The following is a 26,590-nucleotide window of genomic DNA, read 5'->3' on the forward strand; positions in this document are numbered from 1 at the left end:
ATGAGATTCGTGCCGTGGCCGTTCATGATGCCACAGCAGCCCCCGCCTTGCGCAAGGCTTTCCGTCGGGCAAGGCCGGCTCGCCATCGCACCGGTGCTGAAACATTGCTTGCACTTCCGTTACACCTTGCGCACTCAAGTTGGCAGAGCATGGCTTCACCTTGTGCCCCGGAAGCGATTGACGGCCTGTTGCCTCCTTCCGCCGCACGCCATCCGGCAAGGAGAACGACATGAACAAGACATCCCTGGCCTGGGCCACCTGCCTGGTCTTTTCGCTGGTCTCAGGCCTGCCCGCGCAGGCGCAGACCGCTTATGCGCCGCCGCCCGCGCCCATCTATACCCAGCAGCAACTGGACCAGATGCTGGCCCCGGTGGCGCTGTATCCCGATTCGCTGCTGGCCCAGGTGCTGATGGCCTCGACCTATCCGCTCGAAGTGGTGCAGGCCCAGCGCTTCGTCGAAGCCCGGCCCGGCCTGCAGGGCGACGGCCTGGCCCGCGCCGTGGCCACCATGCCGTGGGACCCGAGCGTGAAGGCGCTGGTGCAGTTCCCCTCGGTGCTGGCCATGCTCAATGATCGCCTGGACTGGACCCAGCAACTGGGACAGGCCTTCCTCGCCCAGCAGCCCTCGGTAATGGACACGGTACAGAACCTGCGCGAACGCGCCCGCATCGCCGGCACGCTCGAATCGAGCCCGCAGCAGCGCGTGGTGGTGCAAGATGAAGTCATCGAGATCGTGCCGGTCAATCCGCAGGTGGTCTACGTGCCGTATTACAACCCGACCGTGGTGTATGGCAGCTGGTGGTGGCCGTCGGCCCCGCCGGTGGTGTGGGCGCCGCCGCCGCGCTATCGCCCGCCCAGCTATGAGCCGGGCTTCTCGGCCAGCATCAGCTTTGGCGTGGGGATCGGTGTCATGAGTGCGGTCTTTGGCGATGCGCGCCCCGACTGGCGCCAGCGCCAGGTGATGGTGACGCAGACGCGCATCAACAATGTCACCAATGTGACCAACGTGAACACCATCAACAACACCAACGTCATCAACAACCGCTACGTCAACAACAACGTCAACGTGAACCGCAACGTGAGCATGAACCAGCGGCCGGTGGTGTGGCATCACGACCCGCGTTACGCCGGTGGCCGCACTGCGCAGCAACCAGCCCCTGCGCTGGCCCCGCCGCCGGGGCAGCGTCCACTGGCCGGGCCCCAGCCACAGAACGTGGTTCAAGCACAGCACGCACCACAGTGGAATGGACATGGCCCGCAACCGCAAGCGGGGCAGCCCTTCCCCGCGAATCTGGCGCGTCCGCTGCCGGTGGCCGACAACGTCCAGCAGCGGGTGGCACAGCAGGATCAATTGCGCCAGCGCCAGGCCATCGACCAGCAACGCCAGCGTGAACAGCAGGCCAATGACCAGCAGCGTCAACGCGAGCAAATGATCCGCGGGCAGCAGCAACAGCGCGACCAGCAAGCCCAGGAACAGCGCCAGCAGCAGCAGGCCCAGGAACGCCAGTGGCAGCAGCGCCAGCAACAGGTGGAGCAGCAGCAACAACGCCAGCAGCAGATGCAGCAACAGCAATTGCAGCAGCAACAGCGTGAGCAGCAGATGCGCCAGCATCAACAGCAGGAGCAGCAACGCCAGCAGCAGATGATGAACCAGCAACGTGACCAGCAGCATCGCCAGATAGAGCAGGCCCGCCAGCAACAGGAGCAGCATCAGGCAGCGCAGCGCGAGCAGCAGGCGCGCCAGCAGCCAGCCCAGCAGCGCGAAGCCCATCAGCGGCGCGAGGATCGCCGCGACGAACGCTCCTGATCCTGCAGCCGCCCTGCCCGGTCGTCGCCTGAACGGCCCGCCGCTCGCACGTTGCCCACCAGCAAACATGCGGGCAAGCGGGCTGCTTCAGTTATAATCTCGGGTTTTCCAGAGCTGTCGGAACAGGGCGTGCGGCGCCTCCTTGTCAAAGGAACAGTGCGCGCAGCCCAAGGCCATGCGGGTTGGATCGTCCAGCCGCGCCAGGGGCCGCGTTCCGCCCGGCTCCCACCCCGACCGATCCGCCATGCAAGAACCCAGCAACGAACTCCCCGAAGTCGCCGGCGCCGCCCCTGAGGCCGCTGATGCAGATAACGCCGCCAGTACGTCCGGCGCCGCCACCAAGGTCTCCTCCGACCTGATCGCGCGCGAAGTCAAGCGCCGCCGCACCTTCGGCATCATCTCCCACCCCGACGCCGGTAAAACCACGCTGACCGAAAAGCTGCTGCTGTTCTCGGGCGCCATCCAGTTGGCCGGTACCGTGAAGGCGCGCAAGAGCGGCCGCCACGCGACCTCGGACTGGATGGAAATCGAAAAGCAGCGCGGCATTTCCGTGGCCAGCTCGGTGATGCAGTTCGAGTACCGCGACCACGTGGTCAACCTGCTCGACACCCCGGGCCACCAGGACTTCTCGGAAGATACCTATCGCGTGCTCACCGCCGTGGACTCGGCGCTGATGGTGATCGATGCCGCCAAGGGCGTGGAAGAACAGACCATCAAGCTGTTGAACGTCTGCCGCATGCGCAATACGCCCATCATCACCTTCATGAACAAGCTGGACCGCGAGACCCGCGATTCGCTGGAGTTGCTCGATGAGCTGGAGTCGGTGCTGAAGATTCAGTGCGCACCGGTGACCTGGCCGATCGGCATGGGCAAGAATTTCCGCGGCGTGTATCACCTGCTGCGCGATGAGATCATGCTCTTCAAGGCCGGTGAAGAACGCGCCAACGGCAACGTGGAAATCATCAAGGGCATCGACAACCCCAAGCTGGCCGAGATGTTCCCGCTGGAAATCGAACAGCTCAAAATGGAAGTGGAACTGGTGCATGGCGCCTCCCACCCCTTCAACCTGGAAGACTTCCTGGCTGGTGTGCAGACGCCGGTCTTCTTCGGTTCGGCCATCAACAACTTCGGCGTGCGCGAGATCCTCGACGCGCTGCTGGACTGGGCGCCGGGTCCGGGCGGCCGCGACGCCACCGTGCGTGAGGTCAAGCCGACCGAAGAGCCCTTCTCCGGTTTCGTCTTCAAGATCCAGGCCAACATGGACCCGGCGCACCGCGACCGCATCGCCTTCCTGCGCGTGTGCTCGGGCCGCTTCGAACGCGGCATGAAGTTGAAGCACCTGCGCCTGAACCGCGACATCAAGGTATCCTCGGTGGTGACCTTCATGGCCTCCAGCCGCGAACAGGTGGAAGAAGCCTATGCCGGCGACATCATCGGACTGCCCAACCACGGCAACATGCAGATCGGCGACAGCTTCTCCGAAGGCGAGATGCTGCAGTTCACCGGCATTCCCTACTTCGCACCGGACTTCTTCCGCGTGGCGCGCATCCGCAATCCGCTCAAGATCAAGCAGTTGCACAAGGGCCTGCAGCAGCTGGGCGAAGAAGGTGCGGTGCAGGTCTTCAAACCCGTCACCGGCAGCGACCTCATCCTGGGCGCGGTGGGCGTGCTGCAGTTCGAAGTGGTGGCCAGCCGCCTGTTGAATGAATATGGCGTGGATGCAGTCTTTGAAGGCACCAGCATCAGCAGCGCGCGCTGGATCAGCTGCGATGACAAGAAGAAACTGGCCGACTTCGAGAAGTCCTCGGCCGGGGCCAACCTGGCCATCGATGCGGCCGGCAACCTGGCTTACCTGGCCAGCTCCGGCGTGAACCTGCGCCTGACCCGGGAACGCTGGCCGGAGATCACCTTCCACGCCACCCGCGAACACGCTGCCAAGCTGGACTGACCCGGCGTTGAACAGATTGACCGGCCACGCGCCGGTCACGAAAAAAATCGCCCGACAGGCGCAAACCTGTCGGGCGATTTTTTATGTCTTGCTGACGGGGAATTACTTGGCGTTCTTGAACGCTTCCACACCGGCCAGGATTTCAGCGCGGGCGGCGTCCGGGCCTTCCCAGCCTTCGACCTTGACCCACTTGCCCTTTTCCAGGTCCTTGTAGTGTTCGAAGAAGTGCTTGATCTGGTTCAGGCGCAGTTCGTTCAAGTCTTCCGGCTTTTGCCAGTGGGTGTAGATCGGCAGGATCTTGTCGACCGGCACGGCCAGCAGCTTGGCGTCGATGCCCGATTCATCGGCCATCTTCAGCACGCCGATGGGACGGCAGCGCACCACCACGCCCGGGATCAGCGGGAACGGGGTGATCACCAGCACGTCGACCGGGTCGCCGTCTTGCGACAGGGTCTGGGGGATGTAGCCGTAGTTGCACGGATAGTGCATGGCGGTGCCCATGAAACGGTCGACGAAGATGGCGCCGGTGTCCTTGTCCACTTCGTACTTGATCGGATCGGCGTTCATCGGGATTTCGATGATCACGTTGAAGTCATTGGGCAGGTCGCGGCCAGCGGGGACGTTGTTCAGGCTCATGGGATTCTCACTAGGGAAAGAAACGAAAAGCGGTTTTCGGGCCGGCAGCGCCAAGGGCATCCTTGTTTAATGCTCGATGCAATGAGCATTAAACTGGGCTTAATGCTCAATTCAGGCCTGCCAAACACCGGAAAGCGGCAATTATAGCGGCATTCAGGCTCAGACCGGCATCTTGGCCGGTGCAACTTACGCCAACATGACAGGGCCCGGCAGCCTTCATGAAAAAGGCGGAAGGGCTTGCGCCGCTTCCGCCTTGGTCATTCAGTGGCGCAACAAGTTCAGCGGATGGCCGTGGCCAGGGCGCATTGCTTGTAGTGGCCGGCCGCCTGGTCGGGCTGGTCCAGCGCCTCGTGGAGTTGGGCCAGGGCCAGGTGCGATTCGCGCACGGTGCGGGGTTCGATGGCATCCGACAGGGCTTGCTCCAGATGGCGCTGGGCCTTGCCCCAGAGCTTCTGGCGCAGGCAGAACATGCCCAGGGTCAGGGCCAGTTCGGCATCGGTCGGATTCTTCGACAACCAGGATTCGCAATGCTCGATCTGCGACAGCAAGGCCGGCGAGCCGGCCTCGGCTGTCGATTCACGATAGGCGCGCAAGAGGCGGATATCCCAGTCCGCGGCCAGCGCACGTTCCAGCAGGCTGCGCGCTTCGTCATGCAGGCCACGGCTGGAGAAGGCGTGGGCGGCACGCGCGGCGATGTAGGGTTTCAGCTTGTCCACGCCGGGCACGCCGTTCCACAACAGGCGAATCGATTCGGCATCGTGTGCGCGGTCCGACAGCAAGGCATCGTAGGACATCTCGCGCAGGCGGTTCGACAAGGCAGGATGCAGGGCATTGCGCTTGTCCAGGGTCTGCACCAGGCGCAGCACTTCAGGCCAGTTCTTGGCTTGCTGGTTGGCCTTCAATGCCCATTGCAGGGCCTGGATGTGGCGGGTGCCATTGGCGTTCAACTCTTCCACCGTTTCCAGGGCCTGCTTGAAGTGGTGTTCGTCCACTTGCAGTTCCAGCGCCGTCATCAGGCGCGCGGCCTTCAGGGTCGGATCGACTTCGGTGCTGGCCAGCCAGATGTCGCGGCGGTCGCCCTGGCGCATGCGGTGCGCGGCACGGGCCGCAATCAGGGCCGCCACGCCGGCGTTGTCGGGCAGGTCGGAGGCGCGCGTGGCGGACTTCTCGGCCTGGCCGAAGCGGCCTTCAAAGTATGCCTTCAGGGCATCGCGCAGGGCCTTGTTGCTTTCATTCTCGCGCTTGGCACGGCGATAGGCGATCACGCGGCCGGGCAGCTTTTGCGTGAGGCGGATGGCGCGGATGACCACGTAGATGGCCAGGAACACCGCCAGCACGGCGAAGATGAAGAAGTTCAGCGACAGGTCGATGCGGTACGGCGGATAGAACAGCACCACGTTGCCGGGATTGAAGCGCGCCAGCACGGCCAGGCCGATGGCGGAGGCAAACAGGGTCAGAAGCCAGAGCAGTATTTTCATATCAGGTTCCCGTCAGCGGCTCACGGACGGGCCTTGTAGTTGCGCACCGCGTTCAGGCTCTCGGCCAGGGTGGGCAACTGGATGGAGACATTGCTGCCCTGCACCTGCTTCAACAGCGCCTGCGTGGTCTGGACCTGCTTGGCGCGCGTATCAAAATACTTGGCGATGGTGTCCTGGGCCGAGGACAGGTCATTGCGGAAAGCGAACTCGTTGCGCGACAGCAGCGCCAGGCGTGCATTCAACAAACGCAGCTTGAGGTTCTCACGCACGAAATAAGCCTGGCCCGGCGACAGCAGGATGGCTTCGGGGGTCTGCACTTCGCGGATGCGCACCAGCTGGCGCAGCTCGGACCACATCTCGGTACTCATGCTCTGCCAGGTTTCGCGGGCACCGGCCAGCCATTGCGACCAGGCCGAGGCTTCGGCAGGTGCGGCTTCAGCCTTGGTCTTGGCACGGCTGGCCTCGCCCTTGGCGGCGGGCTTCTCGGCGGCAGCGGTTTTCACCGGTTGCGGCTTGGGCTCGCTGGCGGATTCCACCGGACGCTCATCGACCAGCAGCGGCAGGTTGTCGACCTGGCCGATGGCGCTGTCCAGGCGCACGGCGATGCCGGCGATGTCCACCGTCGGCAGGGCCTTCAAGCGTTCGATGTCACGCGCGATGGCGCGGCGAATGGCGATGAACTGCGTCTTGTCCGAGCGCGACAGGCTCTTGTCCGCATTCTGCAGGGCGATCAGCGCGCCTTGCACGTTGCCGGCCAGCTCCAGCTGCTGGTCGGCGGTGGAGAGGACTTCCTCGATTTCGGAGAGAGCCCAGTCGTCGCGGTTCTTGTTGAGGTCCTGGTACATCTGTTCCAGCGCCAGTTGCTGGCTCTGGGACTCGGCCTGCTTGCTGTCGAGCACGCTGACCTTGGATTGCAGTTCCTTGGTGCTCTCCTGCACGGCCTTGAGCACACCCTTCAGTTCATTGCTGCTGTTGTCGCCACTCTGCAGGCGCTGCGCGACTTCGCTGCGCAGGTCGCGCAGTTCGGTGTGCGAGACCCACCACTGTGCGCCCAGGCCGGCGATGACCAGCAGCAGCACGATGGTCTGCGCCCGCTGGCGGCGGCGCAGCACGGCCGTGCCATCCGGGGGAGTGAAGGTATAGGACGCCTGCGGGGCCGCAGCACCAGCGCCGTGGCTGGCTTGCGGTTGAGGCTCCGGCAATTGGGGAGTGGGTTGCTGTTCGTTCATGGGCTGGATTGTAACGCGGCAAATTACGCGGCCACTCAGGGAGCGGGTGGAACAAGGGCGGCAAGCAGGCGTTCATCTCCCGAGCCGGTCAGGACCACCTGCACGAAACCCTGCTCCCGCGCGGTCTCGGCGATCCTGTGGTGAGAGACGACGATGCGTTGTCGTTGCAGTTTTACCACACGTTCCTCGCCCCCGGCTAGTCTTGCCAAGTGAAGCAAATTGCGCAAGGCCTCGGAACTGGTGATGACCCAGTCGGCGCCACCATCCAGCAAATCCAGCAGTTGCAGGCGGCTTTGCGCGTTCAGTTCGGGGGCCAGGCGGCGGTAGGCGGTGAGCAATTCGACCTCCACGCCCTGTTGTTGCAAAGCTTCACTGAGGAAATCGCGGCCGGCCTGGCCGCGCACGATCAGAGCGCGCCTGCCGCGCAATTGTTCCAAAGGAAGGGATTTGAACAATTCCTCGGAATCCATCTTGTCAGCGCGCTGCGGGCCGTAGAGGGTGGCGTTGCCCGCATCGACGCCATGCCCGCACAAGGCCACCCTGCTGCCCTCCCCCACGATGCCGATCGGCACCTCGCGCGGCCATTGCTGCAGATGGGCAAAGGCCGCATCGATGGCATTGGGGCTGACGAAGACCACCAGCGCAAAGTCCTGCAGGCGCGCCAGCGTGGCCTTGAGTTCACTGTCATCTTCCACCGGGCCGATGGCCAGCAGCGGAAACACCACGGCACGCCGGCCCAGCTGCTGCACGCGCACGGCAAAGGCGCCGGCCTGTTGCAGTGGCCGGGTCACGACCACCGGCGGCATTGAAGCGGTCTCAGGCCGAAGCGGCATCAGCCTGGGCCTTGCAGGCCGCCAGAATGGCATCGGCGCCGCGCGACTTGAGCAGGTCGGCCACTTGCGCACCGAGCGCCTCGGGCGCATCCGGCGAGCCTTCGGCTTCAGCGGCAGCGGCTTGTGCACCATCGGGGGTGGCGATCATGGCGCGCAGGTGCAGACGATCACCGTCCAGCGTGGCGTAGGCCGCCAGCGGGATCTGGCAGCTGGCACCAAAGATGCGCGAGACCGAACGCTCGGCCGCCGAGACCACGGCTGCCGGCTCGTCGTGCAAGGGGGCCAGCAGGCGTTTGATGTCGTCACGGCCTTCGGGGATCTCGATGGCCAGCGTGCCCTGGCCGGGCGAGGGCAGGCTTTGTTCGGGATCGAGGAAGGAGCGGATGCGCGCCTTCAGGCCCAGGCGGTTCAGGCCGGCCACGGCCAGGATGATGGCGGCGTAGTCGCCACGATCCAGCTTGGCCAGGCGGGTATCGAGATTGCCGCGCAGCGGCTTGACCACCAGTTGCGGATAGCGCGCGGCGATCATGGCCTGGCGGCGCAGGCTGCTGGTGCCGACGATGGCGCCATCAGGCAGCGCATCGAGCGAGGCATAGTCGTTGGAGACAAAGGCGTCGCGCGGGTCTTCGCGTTCCAGGATGGCGGCCAGCTCGAAGCCTTCGGGCAGGTCCATCGGCATGTCCTTCAAGCAGTGCACGGCGAGGTCGGCGCGGCCTTCGGCCATGGCTACTTCCAGTTCCTTGACGAACAGGCCCTTGCCGCCGACCTTGGAGAGCGCACGATCAAGAATCTGGTCGCCACGGGTGGTGGTTCCGAGGATATTGATGCTGCACTGCGGATATAATGCCGCCAGACGGTTCCGCACGTACTCGGCCTGCCACATGGCAAGGCGGCTTTCACGCGAGACGATGACGATGTTGGAAGGAGGAAATTCTTTCAAGACGGGCTTTCCGATTCAGTCGTGGCACCCGCGGCCGAGGAGACAGGGAAAGCAGGAGACCGGCGCATCCAGACTGAACAATACGATTAAAAAAAGCGATCGGGGGCAAGCAGCAACGCACATCGATCACAGCGACCAGAAGCGAGACGCACACAAAAACGAGGCAAACAAACGAGCCAAATTCTAGCACGCACACCCACGGCAATCCGATCCACAAGCACGACTTTCTCCTCCGAAAACCGCAGCAACCGTTGATCATGGCGACTAAAAATCCAACACCACGCAGTGCCCGTTCCACTCCCTCCACTCCCCGCGCCACCGCTGCCGCCAAGCGCAGCCCGGCCAGCAAGACCGTCACCAAACCCGTGCGCGGCACCGACAAGGATGCGCCCCTGAAGGAAGACATCCGCCTGCTCGGACGTCTTCTGGGCGAAGTCGTGCGCGAACAGGAGGGCGACGAAGTCTTCGAGGTGGTGGAAACCATCCGCCAGACCGCCGTGCGTTTTCGCCGCGAATCCGATGCCAAGGCCGGTGCCGAGCTGGACAAGCTGTTGAAGAAACTGACCCGCGACCAGACCAATTCGGTGGTGCGCGCGTTTTCCTATTTCTCGCACCTGGCCAACATCGCCGAAGACCAGCACCACAACCGCCGCCGCCGCGCGCACCTGCTGGCCGGCTCCGAAGCCCAGCCCGGCAGCGTGGCCTATGCGCTGTCGCGCCTGGATGATGCCGGCGTCTCGGGCGCGCAGGTGCGCAGCTTCCTGAAGGAAGCCCTGGTGTCTCCGGTGCTGACCGCCCACCCGACCGAAGTGCAGCGCAAGTCCATCCTGGACGCCGAGCGCGAGATTGCCCGGCTGGTGGCCGAACGGGACCTGCCGCTGACCCCGCGCGAACTGCGCCACAACACCGAACTGCTGCGCGCGCGCATCGCCACGCTGTGGCAGACGCGCATGCTGCGCTATACCAAGCTGACGGTGGCCGACGAGATCGAGAACGCCCTCTCCTACTACCGCATCACCTTCCTGCGCGAGCTGCCTGCGCTGTATGACGACATCGAAGCCGAGATCGACAGCCAGTTCCCCTCGCGCGCCAAGACCCGCGCCGTGGAGCTGCCGCCCTACCTGCAGATGGGCAGCTGGATCGGCGGCGACCGCGACGGCAACCCCAACGTCAATGCCGCCACCATGCAGCATGCCTTGAAGCGCCAGTCCACCACCATCTTCGATTACTACCTCGACGAAGTGCACACGCTGGGGGCCGAGATGTCCATCTCCACCCTGATGGTCACGGCCAGCCCGGAACTGCTGGCCCTGGCCGATGCCTCGCCGGACCACTCCGAGCACCGCGCCGACGAACCCTACCGCCGTGCCCTCATCGGGATCTATGCGCGCCTGGCCGCCACGGCCCGTTCGCTGGGCGTGGTCAACATCCTGCGTCAGGAAATCGGTGCGGCCGCCCCCTACGCCAGCCCGGCCGAATGCGTGGCTGAACTGGAGGTGCTGGTGGCCTCGCTGCAGGCCAATCACGGGGCCGCGCTGGTCAAGCCGCGCCTGGCCGGATTGAAGCGTGCCGTGGAAATCTTCGGCTTCCACCTGGCCACGCTGGACATGCGCCAAAGCTCGGACGTGCACGAGCGTGTATTGGCCGAGCTCTTTGCCAAGGCCCAGGTCGAGGCCGACTATGCGGGCCTGACCGAAGAACGCAAGATCGCCCTGCTGCTGGGTGAACTGTCCCGGCCGCGCCTGCTGTATTCGCCCTACCTGCAGTACGCCGATGAAACCAATTCCGAGCTGACCATTCTGCGCGCGGCGCGTGAAATCCGCCGCCGCTATGGCGAACGCGCCATCCGCAACTACATCATCTCGCATACCGAAACCCTCTCCGACCTGCTGGAAGTCTTGCTGCTGCAGAAGGAAACGGGTCTGCTGCACATCGAAGGCAACCAGCTGCACGAGCTGGAGCTGATGGTCATTCCGCTCTTCGAGACCATCCCCGACTTGCGCTGTGCGGCCGAGATCATGCGCGGCTGGCTGACCCTGCCGCAGGTCAAGGGACTCATCGCCAAGCACGGCAAGCTGCAGGAAGTGATGCTGGGCTATTCAGATTCCAACAAGGACGGCGGCTTCCTCACCTCCAACTGGGAGCTCTACAAGGCCGAAAACCAGCTGGTGGAACTGTTCAATGAAGCCGGCGTGAAGCTGCGCCTCTTCCACGGCCGTGGCGGCACCGTCGGCCGTGGCGGCGGCCCCAGCTACCAGGCCATCCTGGCGCAGCCGCCGGGCACGGTCAACGGCCAGATCCGCCTGACCGAGCAGGGTGAAATCATCGCCTCCAAGTTCTCCAATCCGGAAATCGGCCGCCGCAACCTGGAGCTGCTGGTCGCCGCCACCCTGGAAGCGAGCCTGATGCCTGCTGCCACCGATGGCAAGGAAGCCAGGAAGCTGGCCGAATTCGAGCGCGTCATGGAAGAACTGTCCGAGCGTGCCTACCGCGCTTATCGCAACCTGGTCTACGAGACCCCGGGCTTCACCGATTACTTCTTCGCCGCCACGCCCATTGCCGAGATCGCGCAACTGAACATCGGTTCGCGCCCGGCCTCGCGCAAGGCAACCCAGCGCATCGAAGATCTGCGCGCCATTCCCTGGGGCTTCTCCTGGGGCCAGTGCCGCCTGCTCTTGCCGGGCTGGTATGGCTTCGGCAGCGCCGTCTCGGGCTGGCTGGAAGAAGCCGGCAATGCCAAGGAAAGCGCAAAGCGCCTGGCCACCCTGCGCGCCATGTGCAAGGAATGGCCATTCTTCGCGGCCCTGCTGTCGAACATGGACATGGTGCTCTCCAAGACCGACCTCGCCGTGGCCTCGCGCTATGCCGGACTGGTGGCGGACCGCAAGCTACGCACCACCATCTTCGGGCGCATTACCGGCGAGCATGAGCGCACCGCCAGCGTGCTCTCGGCCATCACCGGCACCAAGGAGCGCCTGTCAGGCAACCCGCTGCTGGCGCGCTCGATCAAGAACCGCTTCGCCTATCTCGATCCGCTGAACCACCTGCAGGTCGAGCTGATCAAGCGCCACCGCGCCACGGCCGCCGCCAAGCGCACGCCGGAAGAACGCGTACAGCGCGGCATCCACCTCACCATCAACGGCGTGGCTGCCGGCTTGCGCAATACCGGCTGAGCAAGGCTGTCGTCATGCCAGCAAGAGGGCTGCCCGCCGATGCGGGCAGCCCTTTTTGTTTGGATTACGGCCAGGAGACGCCCCGTCTCAAGTTCAGCGTTTGCATGCCGATAACAGATGGCTGATATGACATTTGACGAAGCAACAAGCTGTTGCGGGCGGCGCACAGGTGCGGGCGCGCGCTTGTGATGAATCATGTTTTTGCACCGCAAAATTGATTCTTCCCTGCCGCCAGACGCTTCACTTTTGTAAAATATAAGCTGAAGAATTCAAATACACAGTGTTGTTGCAATCCTTGAAGCTTATTGCTTCAGCGACCATCTTCCCCAGGGGCGGGAATGGTCAGGATGCAGCGGCCGGGCATCAATACGGGGAAACAAACATCATGCGACTTTGGAGAAAACCGCTGGCAGCGTTCTGCATCGCAGCATCGCTGGCCGTGATCCATTCCTGGGCGCAGGCCGCGCCGGCTCCGGCATCGTCGGCGCCGCTGGAAGCAAGCCGCGTGTCGCTCACCAGCGTGGACAGCAAGGGGGGCAAGGCCACCGCGCTCTATGGCGTGTGGATCAAGGCACGCAAGTCGCTCACCACCAAGGGCCCGGCGCCGACCGTGATCGCCCTGCATGGCTGCGGTGGCTTGTACAGCATGGTCAAGGATGGCAAGGGTGAATTCACGCCGCGCCACCTGGCGATGGCGCGCGTGCTCAGCGATGCCGGCTACAACGTGCTGTTCCCGGACAGCTTCACCCCGCGCGGCCGCCGTTCCACCTGCCAGGACACCGTGGCCCAGCGCGAAGTCAGCGCCATGAACCGCCGTTTCGACGTGCAGGCCGCCCTGCACTGGGTGACCTCGCAGCCGGACGTGGATGTGAAGCGCATCGCCCTGCTGGGCTGGTCGCATGGTGCCTCCACCCTGCTGGCCTCGATGAACCTGGCCGAGACCGACGTGGCCGTGCGCAAGATCCAGCCGCGTGCGGCCGTGGCCTTCTATCCGGATTGCCGCCCCTACGCCAAGACCACCGAGCCCTTCAAACCGGCCGCACCGCTCTTGATCCTCATGGGCGAGAACGATGACTGGACCCCGCCCCAGGCCTGCGAAGCCATCGAGCAAAAGATGAAGGGCAGCGACACCGAGATCGCCCTGCGCCTCTATCCCGATACCTATCACGACTTCGACGCACCCGGCCTGCCGGTGCACGTGCGCATGGATGTGGCCGGGGTGGGCAAGCGCGGCGAAGGCGTCACCAGCGGGGGCAACCCGGATGCGCGCAGCCAGGCGTATCGGTCCATGCTCAACTTCCTGGACGCCAAGCTCAATTACTGAGCAGGCACCCAGGATCCGGGCCGGCCAGGCGCCTCCCGGATTTTTGCAAGCCTCTTCACCAAACGACAATGCCGGCCCCTTGCGGGAGCCGGCATTGTCGTTTTTACCGTCCTTTTCTTTCACACCGGCCGGAAACCACCGTCCTTTGGCGCCCTCCGGCCGGCCCGATCAGGAGATCAGGTCCTGCATGCCCTCGCCCAGTTCGGCCAGCGGCGGCATGTCCTCGGTGAAGGTGGACAGGCCCAGCCCCAGCTTGGCGGCCACTTCTGCCGGGAAGGTCGATTCCAGCTCGTCGGCCGAGTACTTGTTTTCCTCGGCGCGGGCGCGCCAGGCGGCCAGGTGGACGACGGCGGCGAAGGGATCGAACTCGCCCTTGAGCGGCTGCGGGAAGGCCTTGATGACCTTGGCGAACTCGTCCGGGAAACGCCAGCGGCGCGCCAGCTCCGCACCGACGTCGGCAAAGTCGTAACCGAAGGACTGGCGCTCCACGTCCAGGCGGCGCGCATCCAGCGGGCCTGCCACCTTGTCCACCTCCAGCGCCTGTTCGGGCATGCCGGCATGCATCACCAGCTGACCGATGGCGTGCATCAGGCCCACCGTGAAGGCGAAATCGGAATTGAGCTTGACCTGCTTCAGCTTGGCCAGCCACTTGGCGACGATGGCCGTATCGAGGCTGTAGCGCCAGAACAGCTTCAGGTCCACACCGGGCAGCTTCTTGAAACTGCCCGCCATGCCGGTGCTGACCACGAGAGTGCGCACCGTCATGAACCCCAGCATCAGCACCGCATCATCGACGGTGCCGATGGTGCGCGAGACGTGGTAATAGGATGAATTGGCCAGGCGCAGGATCTTGGCGCTCAAGACCTGATCTGCGGCCAGCTTCTTGGCGATCTCTTCAATCGAGACCGATTCATTGTTGAAACTTTCGATGACTTCCTGCACCACCTTGGGAATGCTCGGCAAGGCAGTTTGCTGCTGAAACAGTGCTTCCAAATTCATGCTTCTCTCCTGTAAGACGACCCCCACACATCTCGCTTGAGCGCTTGACAGGACCACCCCCGTGGCATGGTGCAGCCGGACGATGCCCCCACGACACCGACCGGTGTCGGCATCATCCTGGCTGCGCCGTGACTGGCAGCCCTTATCTTCTCCGGAAACCTGCAGAATTTCTCCCGGATCAGTCATCGCACCTCGAGTATAGCGTCAGCAATTGTCAGTAGCCCATGGCTTTTTGCCGTCGCAGGAGAGCTTGCGCAAAAACAACAAGCAATAATGATGCCAACAGGAAACTTCACAGGATTTCACGCCGATAAAAGCTTCAATTCACCACCCGCTGGGAACGGATGAAAAAAGCGTGCGACAGGGGCGCGCTGAAATGCGAAAAATCCGCGTGCCGCAGCATTTCCGGCTGCATGGCCGTGGCTTGGCGCAGTTGTGCTTGCTATAATCGCCCATTCTCCGGAATTCCCTATATGACAGACCAATTTGCTAAAAAGGGCGAAGCCTGGTCGGCTCGCTTTTCTGAACCCGTCTCCGATCTCGTCAAGCGCTATACCGCATCGGTGTTCTTCGACAACCGCATGGCCCAGGTCGACATCCAGGGCTCGCTGGCGCATGCCGAGATGCTGGCCCACCAGGGCATCATCAGCGCGGCCGATTACGCCGAGATCCAACGCGGCATGGCCCAGATCAAGGGTGAAATCGAGTCCGGCCAGTTCGAATGGCTGCTGGACCTGGAAGACGTCCACCTGAACATCGAAAAGCGCCTGACCGAACTGGTCGGCGACGCCGGCAAGCGCCTGCACACCGGCCGTTCGCGTAACGACCAGGTGGCCACCGACATCCGCCTCTACATGCGCGGTGCGGTCGACGACATCATCGGCCTGCTGCGCGAGTTGCGCCTGGCCCTGCTGGACCTGGCCGAGCAGCACGCCGACACCATCCTGCCGGGCTTCACCCACATGCAGGTGGCGCAGCCGATCACCTTCGGCCACCACGTGCTGGCGTATGTCGAGATGTTCGGCCGCGATGCCGAACGCATGATCGACGCCCGCAAGCGCATCAACCGCCTGCCGCTGGGCGCAGCCGCCCTGGCCGGCACCACCTTCCCGATCGACCGCCTGCGCGTAGCCAAGACCCTGGGCTTCGACGATGTGTGCCGCAATTCGCTGGACGCCGTCTCGGACCGTGACTTCGCCATCGAATTCTGCGCCGCCGCTGCGCTGGTGATGACGCATATCTCGCGCATGTCCGAAGAGCTGGTGATCTGGATGAGCCCGCGCGTGGGCTTCATCGACATCGCCGACCGCTTCTGCACCGGCTCGTCGATCATGCCGCAGAAGAAGAACCCGGACGTACCCGAACTGGCGCGCGGCAAGACCGGCCGCGTCAACGGCCACCTGATCGCCCTGCTGACCCTGATGAAGGGCCAGCCCCTGGCCTACAACAAGGACAACCAGGAAGACAAGGAACCGCTGTTCGACACCGTCGACACGCTCACCGATACCCTGCGCATCTTCGCCGACATGGCGCGCGGCATCAGCGTCAAGCCCGAAGCCATGCGCGCGGCCGCCCTGCAGGGCTACGCCACGGCGACCGACCTGGCCGACTACCTGGTCAAGAAGGGCCTGCCCTTCCGCGACGCCCACGAAGCCGTGGCGCACGCCGTGCGTACCTGCGTGGACAAGGGTTGCGACCTGGCCGACCTGTCGCTGGCCGACCTGCGCGCCTTCTCCGAGCTGATCGGCGAAGACGTGTTTGCCGTGTTGACGCTCGAAGGCTCGGTGGCCGCACGTGACCACATCGGCGGCACCGCACCCAACCAGGTGCGTGCGGCCATTGCGCAACTGCGCAAGGAACTGAACTAAGCACCATCTCGCACCACCCCTCGTCCGCTGGCCGGACGACATTCGCATGCCGCTGTGGCGCGCCCTACCCGGGCGCGTTGCAGCGGGTTGTAATTGCTGGCGCAGCCTGCCTTTTCGGGTATGCTGTGGCGGCTGTATCGAAAGAGACCACACAACGGTCTTCAGAGGATGGAGCACAAGTCCCGGCCATCCCGGGCGTCTTTTGCATCATCCTCGATGAAGGAATCGCCACATGACGTCGCGCCGCGCTGTTGCGCACGGCGCTCCGTGATGCGGACGATTTCTACAATATCTAACTGAGGAGAGAACTCGATGCAATTCAATACCATGCTCAAGACCATTCCGGCCCTGCTGATCGGTGCCACCCTGTCCTCGGCCGCCCTGGCCGCCGACATCAAGCTGGGCGTAGCCGAAGCCCTGACCGGCCCGGCTGCCAAATATGGCGTGGCCATCAAGAACGGCTTCACGCTGGCTTCCGAAGAAATCAATGCCAAGGGCGGCGTCAACGGCGACAAGCTGGCCCTGGTGATCGAAGACGAACAAGGCAAGAAGGAAGAAGCCATCAACGTCTTCAAGAAGCTGATCTTCCAGGACAAGGTACTGGCCGTCTTCGGCCCCACCCTGTCGAACTCGGCCTTCGCTGCCGACCCGATCGCCAACGCCGCCAAGGTCGTGGTGTTCGGCACCAGCAATACCGCTGACGGCATCACTGCCATGGGCCCCTTCACCTTCCGCAATTCCGTGATGGAAGCCGACGTGCTGCCCGTCACCGTCAAAGCGGCCGTGAAGCACTTCGGCATCAAGAAGGTCGCCGTGATCTACGGTAACGACGACGCCTTCACCAAGTCCGGCTATGACGTCTTCAAGGCCACCCTGGAACAGCAGAAGATACCCGTCACCACCACCGAGGCCTATGCCAAGGGCGACGTCGACTTCAAGGCCCAGCTGACCAAGATCAAGGCCGGCAACCCGGACGCCATCGTCTGCTCCTGCCTGGCGGAAGAAGCCGCCAACATCATCCTGCAAACCCGCGCGCTGGGCATGAAGCAGCCCTTCATCGGCGGCAACGGCCTGAACTCGCCCAAGCTGTTCGAGATCGCCAAGGATGCCGGCGACAACACCCTGATGGGCAGCCCCTGGTCGGCCGAGAACCAGACCCCGGCCAACAAGGCATTCATTGCTGCCTACAAGGCCAAGTTCGGTTCCGACCCTGACCAGTTCGCCGCGCAAGCCTATGACGCCATGTACATCATGGCCGATGCGATCAAGAGCGTGAAGCTCTCCGGCAACCTGGCCAAGGACCGTGACGCCGTGCGCGCTGCGCTGCCGGCAGTCAAGATCGATGGCGCCACCGGCAAGTTCGCCTTCCGTGCAGCACCGGCGGTGGCAGGCAAGCAGGTCGGCTTCGATGCGGACCAGGAAGCCATCGTCAACATCGCCAAGGGCGGCAAGTTCGTCCTGCTGAAGTAAGCAGCCCAAGGCTGTCAAGACGGTCGCTGCCGGTCCACCGGCGGCGACCGTTCGCAAGTCATCGGGCGCCACGCGGCGCCCGGCGTCACCTCACCTATTGCAGGTTCCCATGTTAGAACAACAGCTCATCAATGCCCTTTCGCTGGGCAGCGTGTACGCGCTCTTCGCGCTCGGATTCACGCTGGTCTTTGGCGTCTTGGGCGTGATCAATCTTTCGCACGGCGCCATCTTCATGCTGGGCAGCTATGCCGCCCTGCTGCTGGTGGAGCAGATGGCCCTCCCCCTGTGGGTCGCGCTGCTGCTGGCCATGGTGGCCACCGGCACCCTCGGCCTCATCATCGACGTGCTGGTCCTCAAACCTTTGCGCCGCCGCAATGCACCTCACCTGATCCCGATGATCGCCACCATTGGCGTGGCCATCATGATCACCAACATTTCGCAGGGCCTCTTCGGCGCCGAGAACAAGCGCTTCCCCCAGGGCACCATCCCTGAAGACAGCGTGAGCCTGGGCAACCTGCACATCACCGCCGTGCAGGTGGCGATCATCGTGATCGCCTTCGTGCTGATGGTGGTGCTGCTGGGCGTGATGCGCAAGACCCAGCTCGGCCGTGCGCTGCGCGCCATCGCCGAGTCGCCCAAGGCGGCTTACCTGCTGGGGATCAACGTCGAAGGCCTGTTCCTGCTGACCTCCTTCGCTGCAGCGGCCCTGGGTGGCGCGGCCGGCGTGCTGGTGGGCGTGTCCTTCAATGCGATCTCGCCCTTCATGGGACAGCCGATGCTGCACAAGGGCATCGCCGTCATCATCCTGGGCGGCATGGGCGATATCCGTGGCGCCATGATCGGCGGCCTCTTCCTCGGCTTTGCCGAGGTGCTGACGGTGGCCTATATCTCCAGCGACTTCCGCGATGCGGTGGCGTTTGGCCTCCTGTTCCTGATCCTGCTGGTAAAACCCTCCGGCATGTTTGGCAAAGTGCTGGAAAGGAAGGCATAAGATGGGCTTCATGGAATGGTGGGATGGCTTCTGGGCCACCTACAACACAGTCATTTTCAGCATCGGCGTCAACGCCATGCTGGCACTCTCGATCTACGTCACCCTGTCCTGCGGCCTGCTGTCGCTGGCCAATGCGGCCTTCATGGGCATCGGTGCTTACACCGCATCGTTGTTGACGATGCAGTTCGACATGCCCTTCCCTATCGCCCTGGCGGCAGGCGGCGTACTGCCCTCGCTGGTGGCGCTGGTGATCGGCATCCCGACGCTGCGCCTCTCGGGCGTCTACCTGGCCATGGCCACGCTGGGCTTTGGCGAAGTGGTCCGCGTGATCGTCCTCAACCTGGAGATCACCGGCGGCCCGATGGGCCTGAACGGCGTGCCGCCGATCACCGAGTGGTGGCACATCGTGCTGCTGCTGGGCGTGACGATCTATGCGCTGGCCCGCCTGCGCCGCTCCAAGACCGGGCGCGCCTTCGAGGCCATCAAGGAAGATGAAGTCGCAGCGCGCCTGATGGGCGTGAACGTGGCCGGCTACAAGCTGCTGGCCTTCGTCATCGGTGCTGCCATTGCGGGTGTCGCTGGTGGCCTCAACGCGCACTTCACCTTCACCATCGGCCCCAACAATTACGGCTTCGAGAACGCGGTCGACATCCTGACCATGGCCGTCTTCGGTGGCACCAGCAACCTGATCGGTCCGATGATCGGCTCGACGATTCTTTCGCTGCTGCCGGAAGTGCTGCGTCATTTCAAGGACTTCCGCCTGGCCATCAATGGCCTGATCCTGATCTTGGTGGTCCTGTACCTGCCCAAGGGCATCTGGGACCCGCGCCGCATCCGCGCCTTCCTACACCGCAACGCTGAGAAGAAGGTGAAGTAATGCTTTTACAACTGAACGACATCAGCAAGAACTTCGGCGGCCTGCAAGTGCTGCAGGGTGTGAACTTCAACGTCAAGGAAGGCGAGATCTTCGGCCTGATCGGCCCCAACGGCGCCGGCAAGACCACGGTCTTCAACCTCATCACGGGCCTGCTGCGCGCCTCCTCCGGCAGCATCCGCTTCAATGACGACGACATCGGTGCCGTCGCCCCGCACAAGATCACCGAACGCGGCATTGCCCGCACCTTCCAGAACATCCGCGTGTTCAAGGAAATGACGCTGCTGGAGAACGTGGTGGTCGGCATGCACGAGCACCTGAACTATGGTGTGGCCAGCATGCTCTTGAACCTCGGCGGCTTCCGCCGTGCCGAGCAGGAAGCCCGTGAACGTGCGCTGGAACTGCTGTCCTGGGTGCGCCTGGATCACAAGGCGCACATGCTGGCCGACAGTCTCTCCTATGGCGAGCAGCGCAAGCTGGAGTTCGCGCGTGCGCTGGCGACCAAGCCCAAGCTGCTGTTGCTGGACGAGCCGGTGGCCGGCATGAACCCGGCCGAGAAGACCGAGCTGATGAGCGAGATCGTCAACATCAAGGCGCGCGGTTTCACCATCTTCATGATCGAGCATGACATGCGTTTCGTCATGGGCCTGTGCGAGCGCATTGCGGTGCTGAACTTCGGCAAGATCATCGCCGAGGGTACCCCGGACCAGATCAAGAACAACCAGGAAGTGATCGAGGCCTATCTCGGCAAGGAAGAAGCATGAGCGCCAGCGGCAACAAGCAACCCATTCTGCAGGTCGAGGACCTCGCGGTGGCCTATGGCCACATTGAAGCAGTCAAGGGCATCAGCCTGTCCCTGAACGAAGGCGAGATCACGGCGCTGGTCGGTGCCAATGGCGCCGGCAAGAGCACGTCGCTGCTGGCCATTTCCGGCCTGGTGAAGGCGCAGCGTGGCCGTGTGCTGCTCAACGGGCAGGATCTGCTGCAGATGTCGCCGCACCGCATCGTCGAATCCGGCGTGGTGCAGGTGGCCGAAGGCCGTGCGACGCTGACCACACTGACCGTGGAAGAGAACCTGGCCCTGGGCGCTTATACGCGCAAGGACAAGGAAGGCGTGGCGCGTGACCTGGAGTGGGTGTATTCCCTCTTCCCGGTATTGAAGAACCGTGCGGCCGGACTGGCGGGCAATCTCTCGGGTGGTGAGCAGCAGATGCTGGCCATTGGCCGTGCGCTGATGGCCAAGCCCAAGGTTCTGTTGCTGGATGAACCGTCGATGGGGCTGGCCCCGTTGATCATCCAGGAAATCTTCCGCATCGTGCAGGAGATCAACAAGACCGGCATGACGGTGCTGCTGGTGGAACAGAACGTGCGCCAGGCGCTGCGCATTGCGCAACGGGGCTATGTGCTGGAGACGGGCAAGATCGTGCTGGAGGATAGTGGTGCGAATCTGCTGGGCAATCCCAAGGTGGTGGAGGCTTATCTGGGCGGTTGATGGGGATGGCAAGCACCGACGAAAAATAATAAAAAATTTTTCAATTAGGTGTTGACCATCGAGCTGATAGGCCTTAATATGCAGCCTCTTTCAAGCACAGCAAGTCACCGCTGAGTGCAGAAGGCCCACGTGGCGGAATTGGTAGACGCGCATGGTTCAGGTCCATGTGCCGCGAGGTGTGGGGGTTCGAGTCCCTCCGTGGGCACCAAACATAAAAGGCTGGTCGATGAAAATCGACCAGCCTTTTGCGTTTGTTGAGTTGGAAAATAGTTTTGCTTGTTGATGGTTTTCTTTGAAAGCCATCTCTTCAAATTGTTAGTTTTTAGTAGCCCGCCTCATTCTTGTGTAGCCATTTTTTATTTAGTTTTTAAGGAATAAAAAACTTTAGAAAACAGGTGACAACTTAAAAGTTTGCCCTTAGAATGCAGCCTCTTTCAAGCAATGCAGTTTGAACGCATTTGCAGAAGGCCCACGTGGCGGAATTGGTAGACGCGCATGGTTCAGGTCCATGTGCCGCGAGGTGTGGGGGTTCGAGTCCCTCCGTGGGCACCAAAACAAAAAAGGTCGGTTGATGAAAATCAACCGGCCTTTTGCGTTTTGGGGCACACGAGCAAAGCGCCTGCGCGCTTTGCGGGAGGGACGAGAAAGTCCGGCCTTGCAAGGCCGGACGGGATCGCGGGACGTGACCGAGGTCCTCCGTGCGCACCAAAACAAAAAAGGCCGGTTGATGAAAATCAACCGGCCTTTTGCGTTTTGGGGCGAACGCCCTGGCACGCTCAAATCTCAGTCAAATGCCAGGGATACTACGCGCCCGGCCTGCACCAGTTACTCGACGGCTAACTCCATCTCGTCTTGTGTCTCGCGGCAGGATCAAGCTCAAAGCGAGTGCAAATTATCAATCTCCAAATCAATACGCCCTGCACCGCGGTTGATTAACGTGCATTCCAACGAGAGGTCTGACCGGCCCTCCTCAGCAGTCCAAAGATCAAAGCGAACAGACCAGGTTGGGCTAGCGGCATTCCTGACTTCAATCGCATCAATACTGGCGAATGCCGTGTCGGGCGGAATAACCAACGTCCGGCCGTATCTCAAGACAGCATCACGCATCAGGTCGGCGGAAAGGCGAATACCGCGTGAACGGCGCTGAGCCGCTTCGTAATCACCCGCGACTAGCCATGAAATGAGCTGACGAATCAGAGTGATAAGTCGTTGATCAAACATGTTCATGTGTTCGCATTCCTGGAAATCCGGGTAGCTGTATCTGCACGATGCTAGCCGGGCAATATTCCGTTTCAGCTATATTTTCTGCGCCTGAGGAACGTCTTCTCAAGATCTGCTCCCGAGGGAGCTTTAAATTCCAGCACGGAAAATACGCGTCATGCCGCATTTTCGAATGAAGGCCATGTCGCTGCCAATCGAGCAGCACAGCCTATTTCCTTACGCTCGCAAAATTCGACGCATTCTCTCTTTGTAATTTAAGGATCGTCTGTGCTGCCATTCGATATCGGGATTAACACATGCATATTTCAGCTCACCTTTTTTCAGGGCCTCTTTCGCCTGAGCGATTTCACCATTGCGCATGGACAAAATAGCCGAATAGATAAATGGATCAGCCGATCTCGGCTTTCCCCCCTGCGTTATGTTAGCCGGATATTCATCAATATTTTCGAGGGCATTCGCCAATGGATCAGGCCTCGATAGCGAAGAAATGAATGGAATTCCGAATGTATCCAGGTCTTCAAAAAATCTCATGCATCCAGATTCAAATGATTTCCGATAGTCATCGCGGTAGTTTTGCATCAAGTCCGGGTTGTTGTTCCAACGCAGCCATAGCAGCTCCACGGACAATACGCCAATCGAATTCCCTTCCCAACCTGGCATCTCATCAAGCCACAAATCTTTTTCACGAAATTCTTCAGCCACATCTCGTGAGCATAAAATTATTGCGCTTCGAAAAGTGCGCTCATCCCATTGCGAAAGCGTTATTTTTGGAAAAATTTTTAGCCTGATCTCCGGATAGAAAATACAATGATTTTCATCATCGGACTCACGTAATGTATAGCCGCGATCATGCATCCCTGAAATCAAGTGTGGTTTACTTTTAATCCAATTCGTAAATTTCATCTGTATATCCCTGCAATTCAAGCAGCGGTTCAGACGCACTCGACGCTGGCTGTCTGGCAAAAGTGTACGGTAGCCTCTGTATTATCTAGCCAAACAGGTCCGCCAGCAAAATACGCAATTCCATGTCAGCACCGCCCTCCTCTTCTAATATCCCCGGCTCCGATCAACCTCATGCAACGCAGCCTCTCCACGGCGCAGCCGCTGCAAGTTATCCAAAATCTGCCCAACGATGACCGAAGGCTGCGCACTCGACGCCATATGCGGCGTAACCACCACGCGCGGGTGTGACCACAGCGCGTTGGATGCGGGCAATGGCTCCTGCGCAAAGACATCCAGCACGGCCCCGCGCAAATGCTGCCGATCCAGTGCTTCCAGCAGGTCCTCCTCCACCAGATGCTCTCCCCGGCCGCAATGTACCAGCGTTGCTCCCGGCTTCATCGCCGCAAATACGTCGCGCCCCAGCAGCTTGTGGGTAGCATCGGTCAGCGGCAAGAGGCAGACCACGATATCGGGTGCCTGCAGGAATGCATGAAGCGCATCGTCACCGGCATAGGTCCTCACGCCCTCGATGTGATGTGCCGAACGTGACCAGCCACTGACCGTAAAACCCTGACCATGCAACACCCCGGCCAAATGGCTGCCCAGCGCACCCAGCCCCATGAGGCCGACATGGGTCTGGTACGCAGGCTTTTGCGACGGAATCTTCCACACGCGCTGCACTTGCTGCTGCAGCGCCTGGTCCAGCGCACGGTGGTAATACAGCACGGCCCACAGCACATATTCAGCCATGCCTGCGGCCAGTGCGGGATCGACGATACGGCACAGCGGTACCTCAGGATGAGCCCGCGCGGCATCGAGCACATGATCGACTCCGGCAGCAATCGAAGACATCAAACGCAGATTGGGCAAGCGCTCGATGACCCCGGCCGGCGGATACCAGCCCGCAACAGCCTCCACATCGCCCGGATCAGGCAGGTCCGGCCACAGCCGCACTTGCAGCTCCGGCATGCGGCGCGCGGCCTCTTCACGAAACACCGCGTGCAGGTCACTGAGGTCATCGGTCGCGCTGCAAATCAACAAGGTCGGCATGGCGTGGCCCTCAGTCGCGGTAAGAAGGATCGAGTCGGTCCAGGCGCCGCAGCCAGGCTTGCCACAGGATCTGGCGCTCATGCTCGACGCTTTGCAACTGCTCGCAGGCGTGCTGGCTCAAGTGCGCCGCAATCTCGGTAACCGGTCCGGCGACTGTCGCCATTTGCGCAGCCGCCATCTGGATCTCGCACGCACGATTGAGGTAGAACATGATCGCGAACGCATCGGCCACCGTGGCTCCCACCGAGAGGAGGCCATGATGGCGCAACAGCAAGGCGATGTTGTTGCCCAGCGATTGTTGAATGCGCGTGCGTTCATCCAGGTCGAAGGCCACGCCGTCATAGGCATGCACGCCGACCCGCTGGTGGAACTCGGTACTGATCTGGTTGAGCTGCAGCAGCCCCTGCTCGCAGGCCGCCACGGCCATGCCGGGCAGCGTGTGGGTATGCAGCACGCAGTGGGCATCCTCGCGCGCCATGTGCACGGCACTGTGGATGGTGAAACCGGCGACGTTGTAGTCGGCCTTGCCCGATACCACGCGGCCTTGCAGGTCCACCACCAGCAGGTCGCTGGCACGCACTTCATCGAACATCAGCCCGAAAGGATTGATGAGGAAACGGTCCTCCTCGGGGGCCGCGTTGTCCGCACGCGGCAGCCGCACCGAAAAATGCGTGTAGAGCGTGTCATCCCAGCCGAACAGCGCAGCCAGCCGGTAAGCGGCCGCCAGGTCGCGGCGCAGGATCAGTTCATCGGGGGTCGTGGTCATCTCAGGCATCCAATCCCATGAAGCGGCGCACGCGCAGGGTCGCGGCGTCGGTTGCGGTGGCGTCCCGGATCTGCCGGGGCGAAGCATCCAGCTGCACGCGGCCGTTTTCCATGAACAGCACGCGGTCGGAGATGGTCAGCGCAAAGTCCATCTCGTGGGTGACGATCACCATCGTCATGCCCTCCTGTGCCAATTCCTGGATCACCTTCAAGACCTCGCCGACCAGTTCAGGGTCCAGTGCCGAGGTCGGTTCGTCAAACAGCATCACGTCAGGCGACATGGCCAGCGCGCGGGCAATGGCCACCCGTTGCTGCTGCCCGCCGGAAAGCTGGTGCGGGTATTTGTGCTGGTGCGCCAGCAGGCCCACCTTGTAGAGCAATTGCAGGGCCCGGGTCTGGCGCAGCGCCGGCTCGCCCGGCTGGCGGTGGTAGCGCGGTGCCAGCAGCACGTTGTCCAGTACGCTCAGGTGCGGAAACAGGTTGAAGCCTTGGAACACCATGCCAATGCGGCCGATGCCATTGCGCACCAGGCTGGACTCGAGAGAGGCGTTGGCGCTGATATAGCCTTCACCGAAGAGGATGATTTCACCCTGGTCGATCTTCTCCAGCGCATTGATGGTGCGGATCAGCGACGTCTTGCCGGAGCCCGAAGGACCGATGATGGACACCACCTCGCCCGCCCTCACGCTCAGGTTCACGCCCTTGAGCACCTCATGCGCACCATAGGCTTTATGGATGCCGATCAGCTCCAGTGCACTCGGCTGCCCCGCCGCCTGGGGCATTGCCGGTGCGACAGGCGGTTTGCCGAGATGGCTGCTCAAGGCGCTGCACTGGCCCTCACTGAGGGTTGCGGGATGGCGCTTTTGCAAATCCAGGCGCCGCTCCAGCCAGCCCAATAGCGTGCTGAAGAGAGTCACCAGCAGCACGTAATACACGGCCACGCCAAGCAAGGTTTCCATCACCAGGAAATTCTGCGAATACAGGCGCAGGCCCGTCATCAGCAACTCCGGCAAGGAGATCACCGACACCAGCGACGTGAGCTTGATGATGGTGACGTATTCGTTGATGAGGGTCGGCAAGGCAATGCGGAAGGCCTGCGGCATGACGATCAGCCGCATCGTGCCAAAGCGGCTCAACGCCAGCGCCCGCCCGGCTTCGCGCTGTCCGCGGGCGACCGACTGCAGGCCGCTGCGGTGGATCTCGGCCATGTAGGCGGCCTCGGTCAGCACCATGGCCACCAGCCCGGCAAAGAAAGGATCGCCGACGACGGCGCGGGTCAGCGGAAAGATTTGCGGCAGGTTGAAGACCACCACCACCACGACCAGCAGCGGCAGGCTGCGGAACAGCCAGATATACAGCCCCGCGGCCCAGTTGATCCAGCGCGTGCCGGAGGTGCGAGCGCAGGCCAGCAAGAAGCCCAGCACCATGCCCAGCCCCCACACCAGCGAACCCAGTTCGACCACCGTGAGACACGCGCGCCAGAAGATCCCCATTGAAAAAAGGGACCAGAAATACGACCAATCCAATGCCATGCGAGAGCTCCCGGTGGT

Annotated in this window: 21 protein-coding genes and 2 tRNA genes; 12 read left to right on the forward strand and 11 right to left on the reverse strand. The window is 62.4% G+C overall.

Going from position 1 to position 26,590, the window contains the following annotated elements:
- The first annotated feature begins 229 nt into the window (after positions 1–229).
- Complete coding sequence (locus ACLRDN_RS15470) at positions 230–1,807, forward strand: DUF3300 domain-containing protein (protein ID WP_413457016.1); 1,578 nt, start codon at positions 230–232, stop codon at positions 1,805–1,807.
- Positions 1,808–2,051: 244 nt separating this feature from the next.
- Positions 2,052–3,755, forward strand: a complete 1,704-nt coding sequence (locus tag ACLRDN_RS15475) for a peptide chain release factor 3 (protein ID WP_413457017.1) — start codon at positions 2,052–2,054, stop codon at positions 3,753–3,755.
- 102 nt (positions 3,756–3,857) lie between these two features.
- Here ACLRDN_RS15475 and ppa read toward each other — a convergent pair whose 3' ends face one another.
- The 5 genes from ppa to hemC form a co-directional block, all read right to left on the reverse strand.
- The gene (ppa, locus tag ACLRDN_RS15480) at positions 3,858–4,391 is read right to left on the reverse strand and encodes an inorganic diphosphatase (protein WP_006463345.1); all 534 of its coding nucleotides are present in this window, start codon (positions 4,389–4,391) and stop codon (positions 3,858–3,860) included.
- Positions 4,392–4,669: 278 nt separating this feature from the next.
- The gene (locus ACLRDN_RS15485; protein ID WP_413457018.1) at positions 4,670–5,869 is read right to left on the reverse strand and encodes a heme biosynthesis protein HemY; all 1,200 of its coding nucleotides are present in this window, start codon (positions 5,867–5,869) and stop codon (positions 4,670–4,672) included.
- Positions 5,870–5,889: 20 nt separating this feature from the next.
- Positions 5,890–7,098, reverse strand: coding sequence for a uroporphyrinogen-III C-methyltransferase (locus ACLRDN_RS15490; RefSeq protein ID WP_413457019.1), 1,209 nt, complete (start codon positions 7,096–7,098; stop codon positions 5,890–5,892).
- Positions 7,099–7,133: 35 nt separating this feature from the next.
- Complete coding sequence (locus tag ACLRDN_RS15495; protein WP_413457020.1) at positions 7,134–7,931, reverse strand: uroporphyrinogen-III synthase; 798 nt, start codon at positions 7,929–7,931, stop codon at positions 7,134–7,136.
- Positions 7,915–8,871: a hydroxymethylbilane synthase gene (gene hemC / locus ACLRDN_RS15500; RefSeq protein WP_413457021.1), complete on the reverse strand. Its 957-nt coding sequence runs from the start codon at positions 8,869–8,871 to the stop codon at positions 7,915–7,917. The genes ACLRDN_RS15495 and hemC overlap by 17 nt, the downstream gene beginning before the upstream one ends.
- Before the next feature lie 257 nt (positions 8,872–9,128).
- Here hemC and ppc point away from each other — a divergent pair, with 257 nt between their 5' ends.
- Together ppc and ACLRDN_RS15510 are read left to right on the forward strand one after the other, a co-directional pair.
- Positions 9,129–12,044, forward strand: a complete 2,916-nt coding sequence (gene ppc, locus ACLRDN_RS15505; RefSeq protein ID WP_413457022.1) for a phosphoenolpyruvate carboxylase — start codon at positions 9,129–9,131, stop codon at positions 12,042–12,044.
- Between the two features lie 385 nt (positions 12,045–12,429).
- The gene (locus tag ACLRDN_RS15510) at positions 12,430–13,368 is read left to right on the forward strand and encodes a dienelactone hydrolase family protein (RefSeq protein WP_413457023.1); all 939 of its coding nucleotides are present in this window, start codon (positions 12,430–12,432) and stop codon (positions 13,366–13,368) included.
- Positions 13,369–13,536: 168 nt separating this feature from the next.
- On the opposite strand, the gene ACLRDN_RS15515 is transcribed toward ACLRDN_RS15510, so the two are convergent.
- Positions 13,537–14,367 carry an HDOD domain-containing protein gene (locus tag ACLRDN_RS15515; RefSeq protein ID WP_413457024.1) on the reverse strand — a complete coding sequence of 277 codons (831 nt, stop codon included), beginning with the start codon at positions 14,365–14,367 and terminating at the stop codon, positions 13,537–13,539.
- Positions 14,368–14,840: 473 nt separating this feature from the next.
- On the opposite strand from ACLRDN_RS15515, the gene argH reads away from it, so the two are divergent.
- The 8 genes from argH to ACLRDN_RS15555 all read left to right on the forward strand — a co-directional run bounded on the left by argH (position 14,841) and on the right by ACLRDN_RS15555 (position 21,614).
- A complete protein-coding gene (gene argH, locus ACLRDN_RS15520) occupies positions 14,841–16,235 on the forward strand; it encodes an argininosuccinate lyase (protein ID WP_088753398.1) in 1,395 nt (464 codons plus the stop codon).
- Positions 16,236–16,547: 312 nt separating this feature from the next.
- Positions 16,548–17,705 (forward strand): ABC transporter substrate-binding protein, encoded by a 1,158-nt coding sequence (locus ACLRDN_RS15525; protein ID WP_034335504.1) that lies wholly within the window; start codon positions 16,548–16,550, stop codon positions 17,703–17,705.
- A gap of 109 nt (positions 17,706–17,814) precedes the next feature.
- Positions 17,815–18,696: a branched-chain amino acid ABC transporter permease gene (locus ACLRDN_RS15530; protein WP_145603564.1), complete on the forward strand. Its 882-nt coding sequence runs from the start codon at positions 17,815–17,817 to the stop codon at positions 18,694–18,696.
- 1 nt (position 18,697) lies between these two features.
- Positions 18,698–19,573, forward strand: coding sequence for a branched-chain amino acid ABC transporter permease (locus ACLRDN_RS15535; RefSeq protein ID WP_413457025.1), 876 nt, complete (start codon positions 18,698–18,700; stop codon positions 19,571–19,573).
- Positions 19,573–20,334: an ABC transporter ATP-binding protein gene (locus tag ACLRDN_RS15540; protein WP_413457026.1), complete on the forward strand. Its 762-nt coding sequence runs from the start codon at positions 19,573–19,575 to the stop codon at positions 20,332–20,334. The genes ACLRDN_RS15535 and ACLRDN_RS15540 overlap by 1 nt, the downstream gene beginning before the upstream one ends.
- Entirely contained in the window at positions 20,331–21,062 is a 732-nt protein-coding gene (locus tag ACLRDN_RS15545) for an ABC transporter ATP-binding protein (RefSeq protein WP_039785417.1), read from the forward strand. Before ACLRDN_RS15540 ends, ACLRDN_RS15545 begins: the two co-directional genes overlap by 4 nt.
- Before the next feature lie 123 nt (positions 21,063–21,185).
- Positions 21,186–21,270, forward strand: a tRNA-Leu gene (locus ACLRDN_RS15550).
- 259 nt (positions 21,271–21,529) lie between these two features.
- A tRNA-Leu gene (locus tag ACLRDN_RS15555) sits at positions 21,530–21,614 on the forward strand.
- Between the two features lie 324 nt (positions 21,615–21,938).
- Here ACLRDN_RS15555 and ACLRDN_RS15560 read toward each other — a convergent pair.
- The 5 genes from ACLRDN_RS15560 to ACLRDN_RS15580 form a co-directional block, all read right to left on the reverse strand.
- Complete coding sequence (locus ACLRDN_RS15560; protein WP_413457027.1) at positions 21,939–22,289, reverse strand: hypothetical protein; 351 nt, start codon at positions 22,287–22,289, stop codon at positions 21,939–21,941.
- Between the two features lie 210 nt (positions 22,290–22,499).
- Positions 22,500–23,186 carry a hypothetical protein gene (locus ACLRDN_RS15565; RefSeq protein WP_413457028.1) on the reverse strand — a complete coding sequence of 229 codons (687 nt, stop codon included), beginning with the start codon at positions 23,184–23,186 and terminating at the stop codon, positions 22,500–22,502.
- 144 nt (positions 23,187–23,330) lie between these two features.
- The gene (locus tag ACLRDN_RS15570; RefSeq protein ID WP_413457029.1) at positions 23,331–24,275 is read right to left on the reverse strand and encodes a 2-hydroxyacid dehydrogenase; all 945 of its coding nucleotides are present in this window, start codon (positions 24,273–24,275) and stop codon (positions 23,331–23,333) included.
- A 10-nt stretch (positions 24,276–24,285) separates the two neighbouring features.
- Positions 24,286–25,041, reverse strand: a complete 756-nt coding sequence (locus ACLRDN_RS15575) for a class II aldolase/adducin family protein (RefSeq protein ID WP_413457030.1) — start codon at positions 25,039–25,041, stop codon at positions 24,286–24,288.
- 1 nt (position 25,042) lies between these two features.
- Complete coding sequence (locus ACLRDN_RS15580; protein ID WP_413457031.1) at positions 25,043–26,572, reverse strand: amino acid ABC transporter permease/ATP-binding protein; 1,530 nt, start codon at positions 26,570–26,572, stop codon at positions 25,043–25,045.
- Between the last annotated feature and the right edge of the window lie 18 nt (positions 26,573–26,590).

The sequence above is a fragment of the Herbaspirillum huttiense genome (assembly GCF_047300815.1).
In the GTDB taxonomy this organism is placed as follows: Bacteria; Pseudomonadota; Gammaproteobacteria; order Burkholderiales; family Burkholderiaceae_D; genus Herbaspirillum; species Herbaspirillum huttiense_A.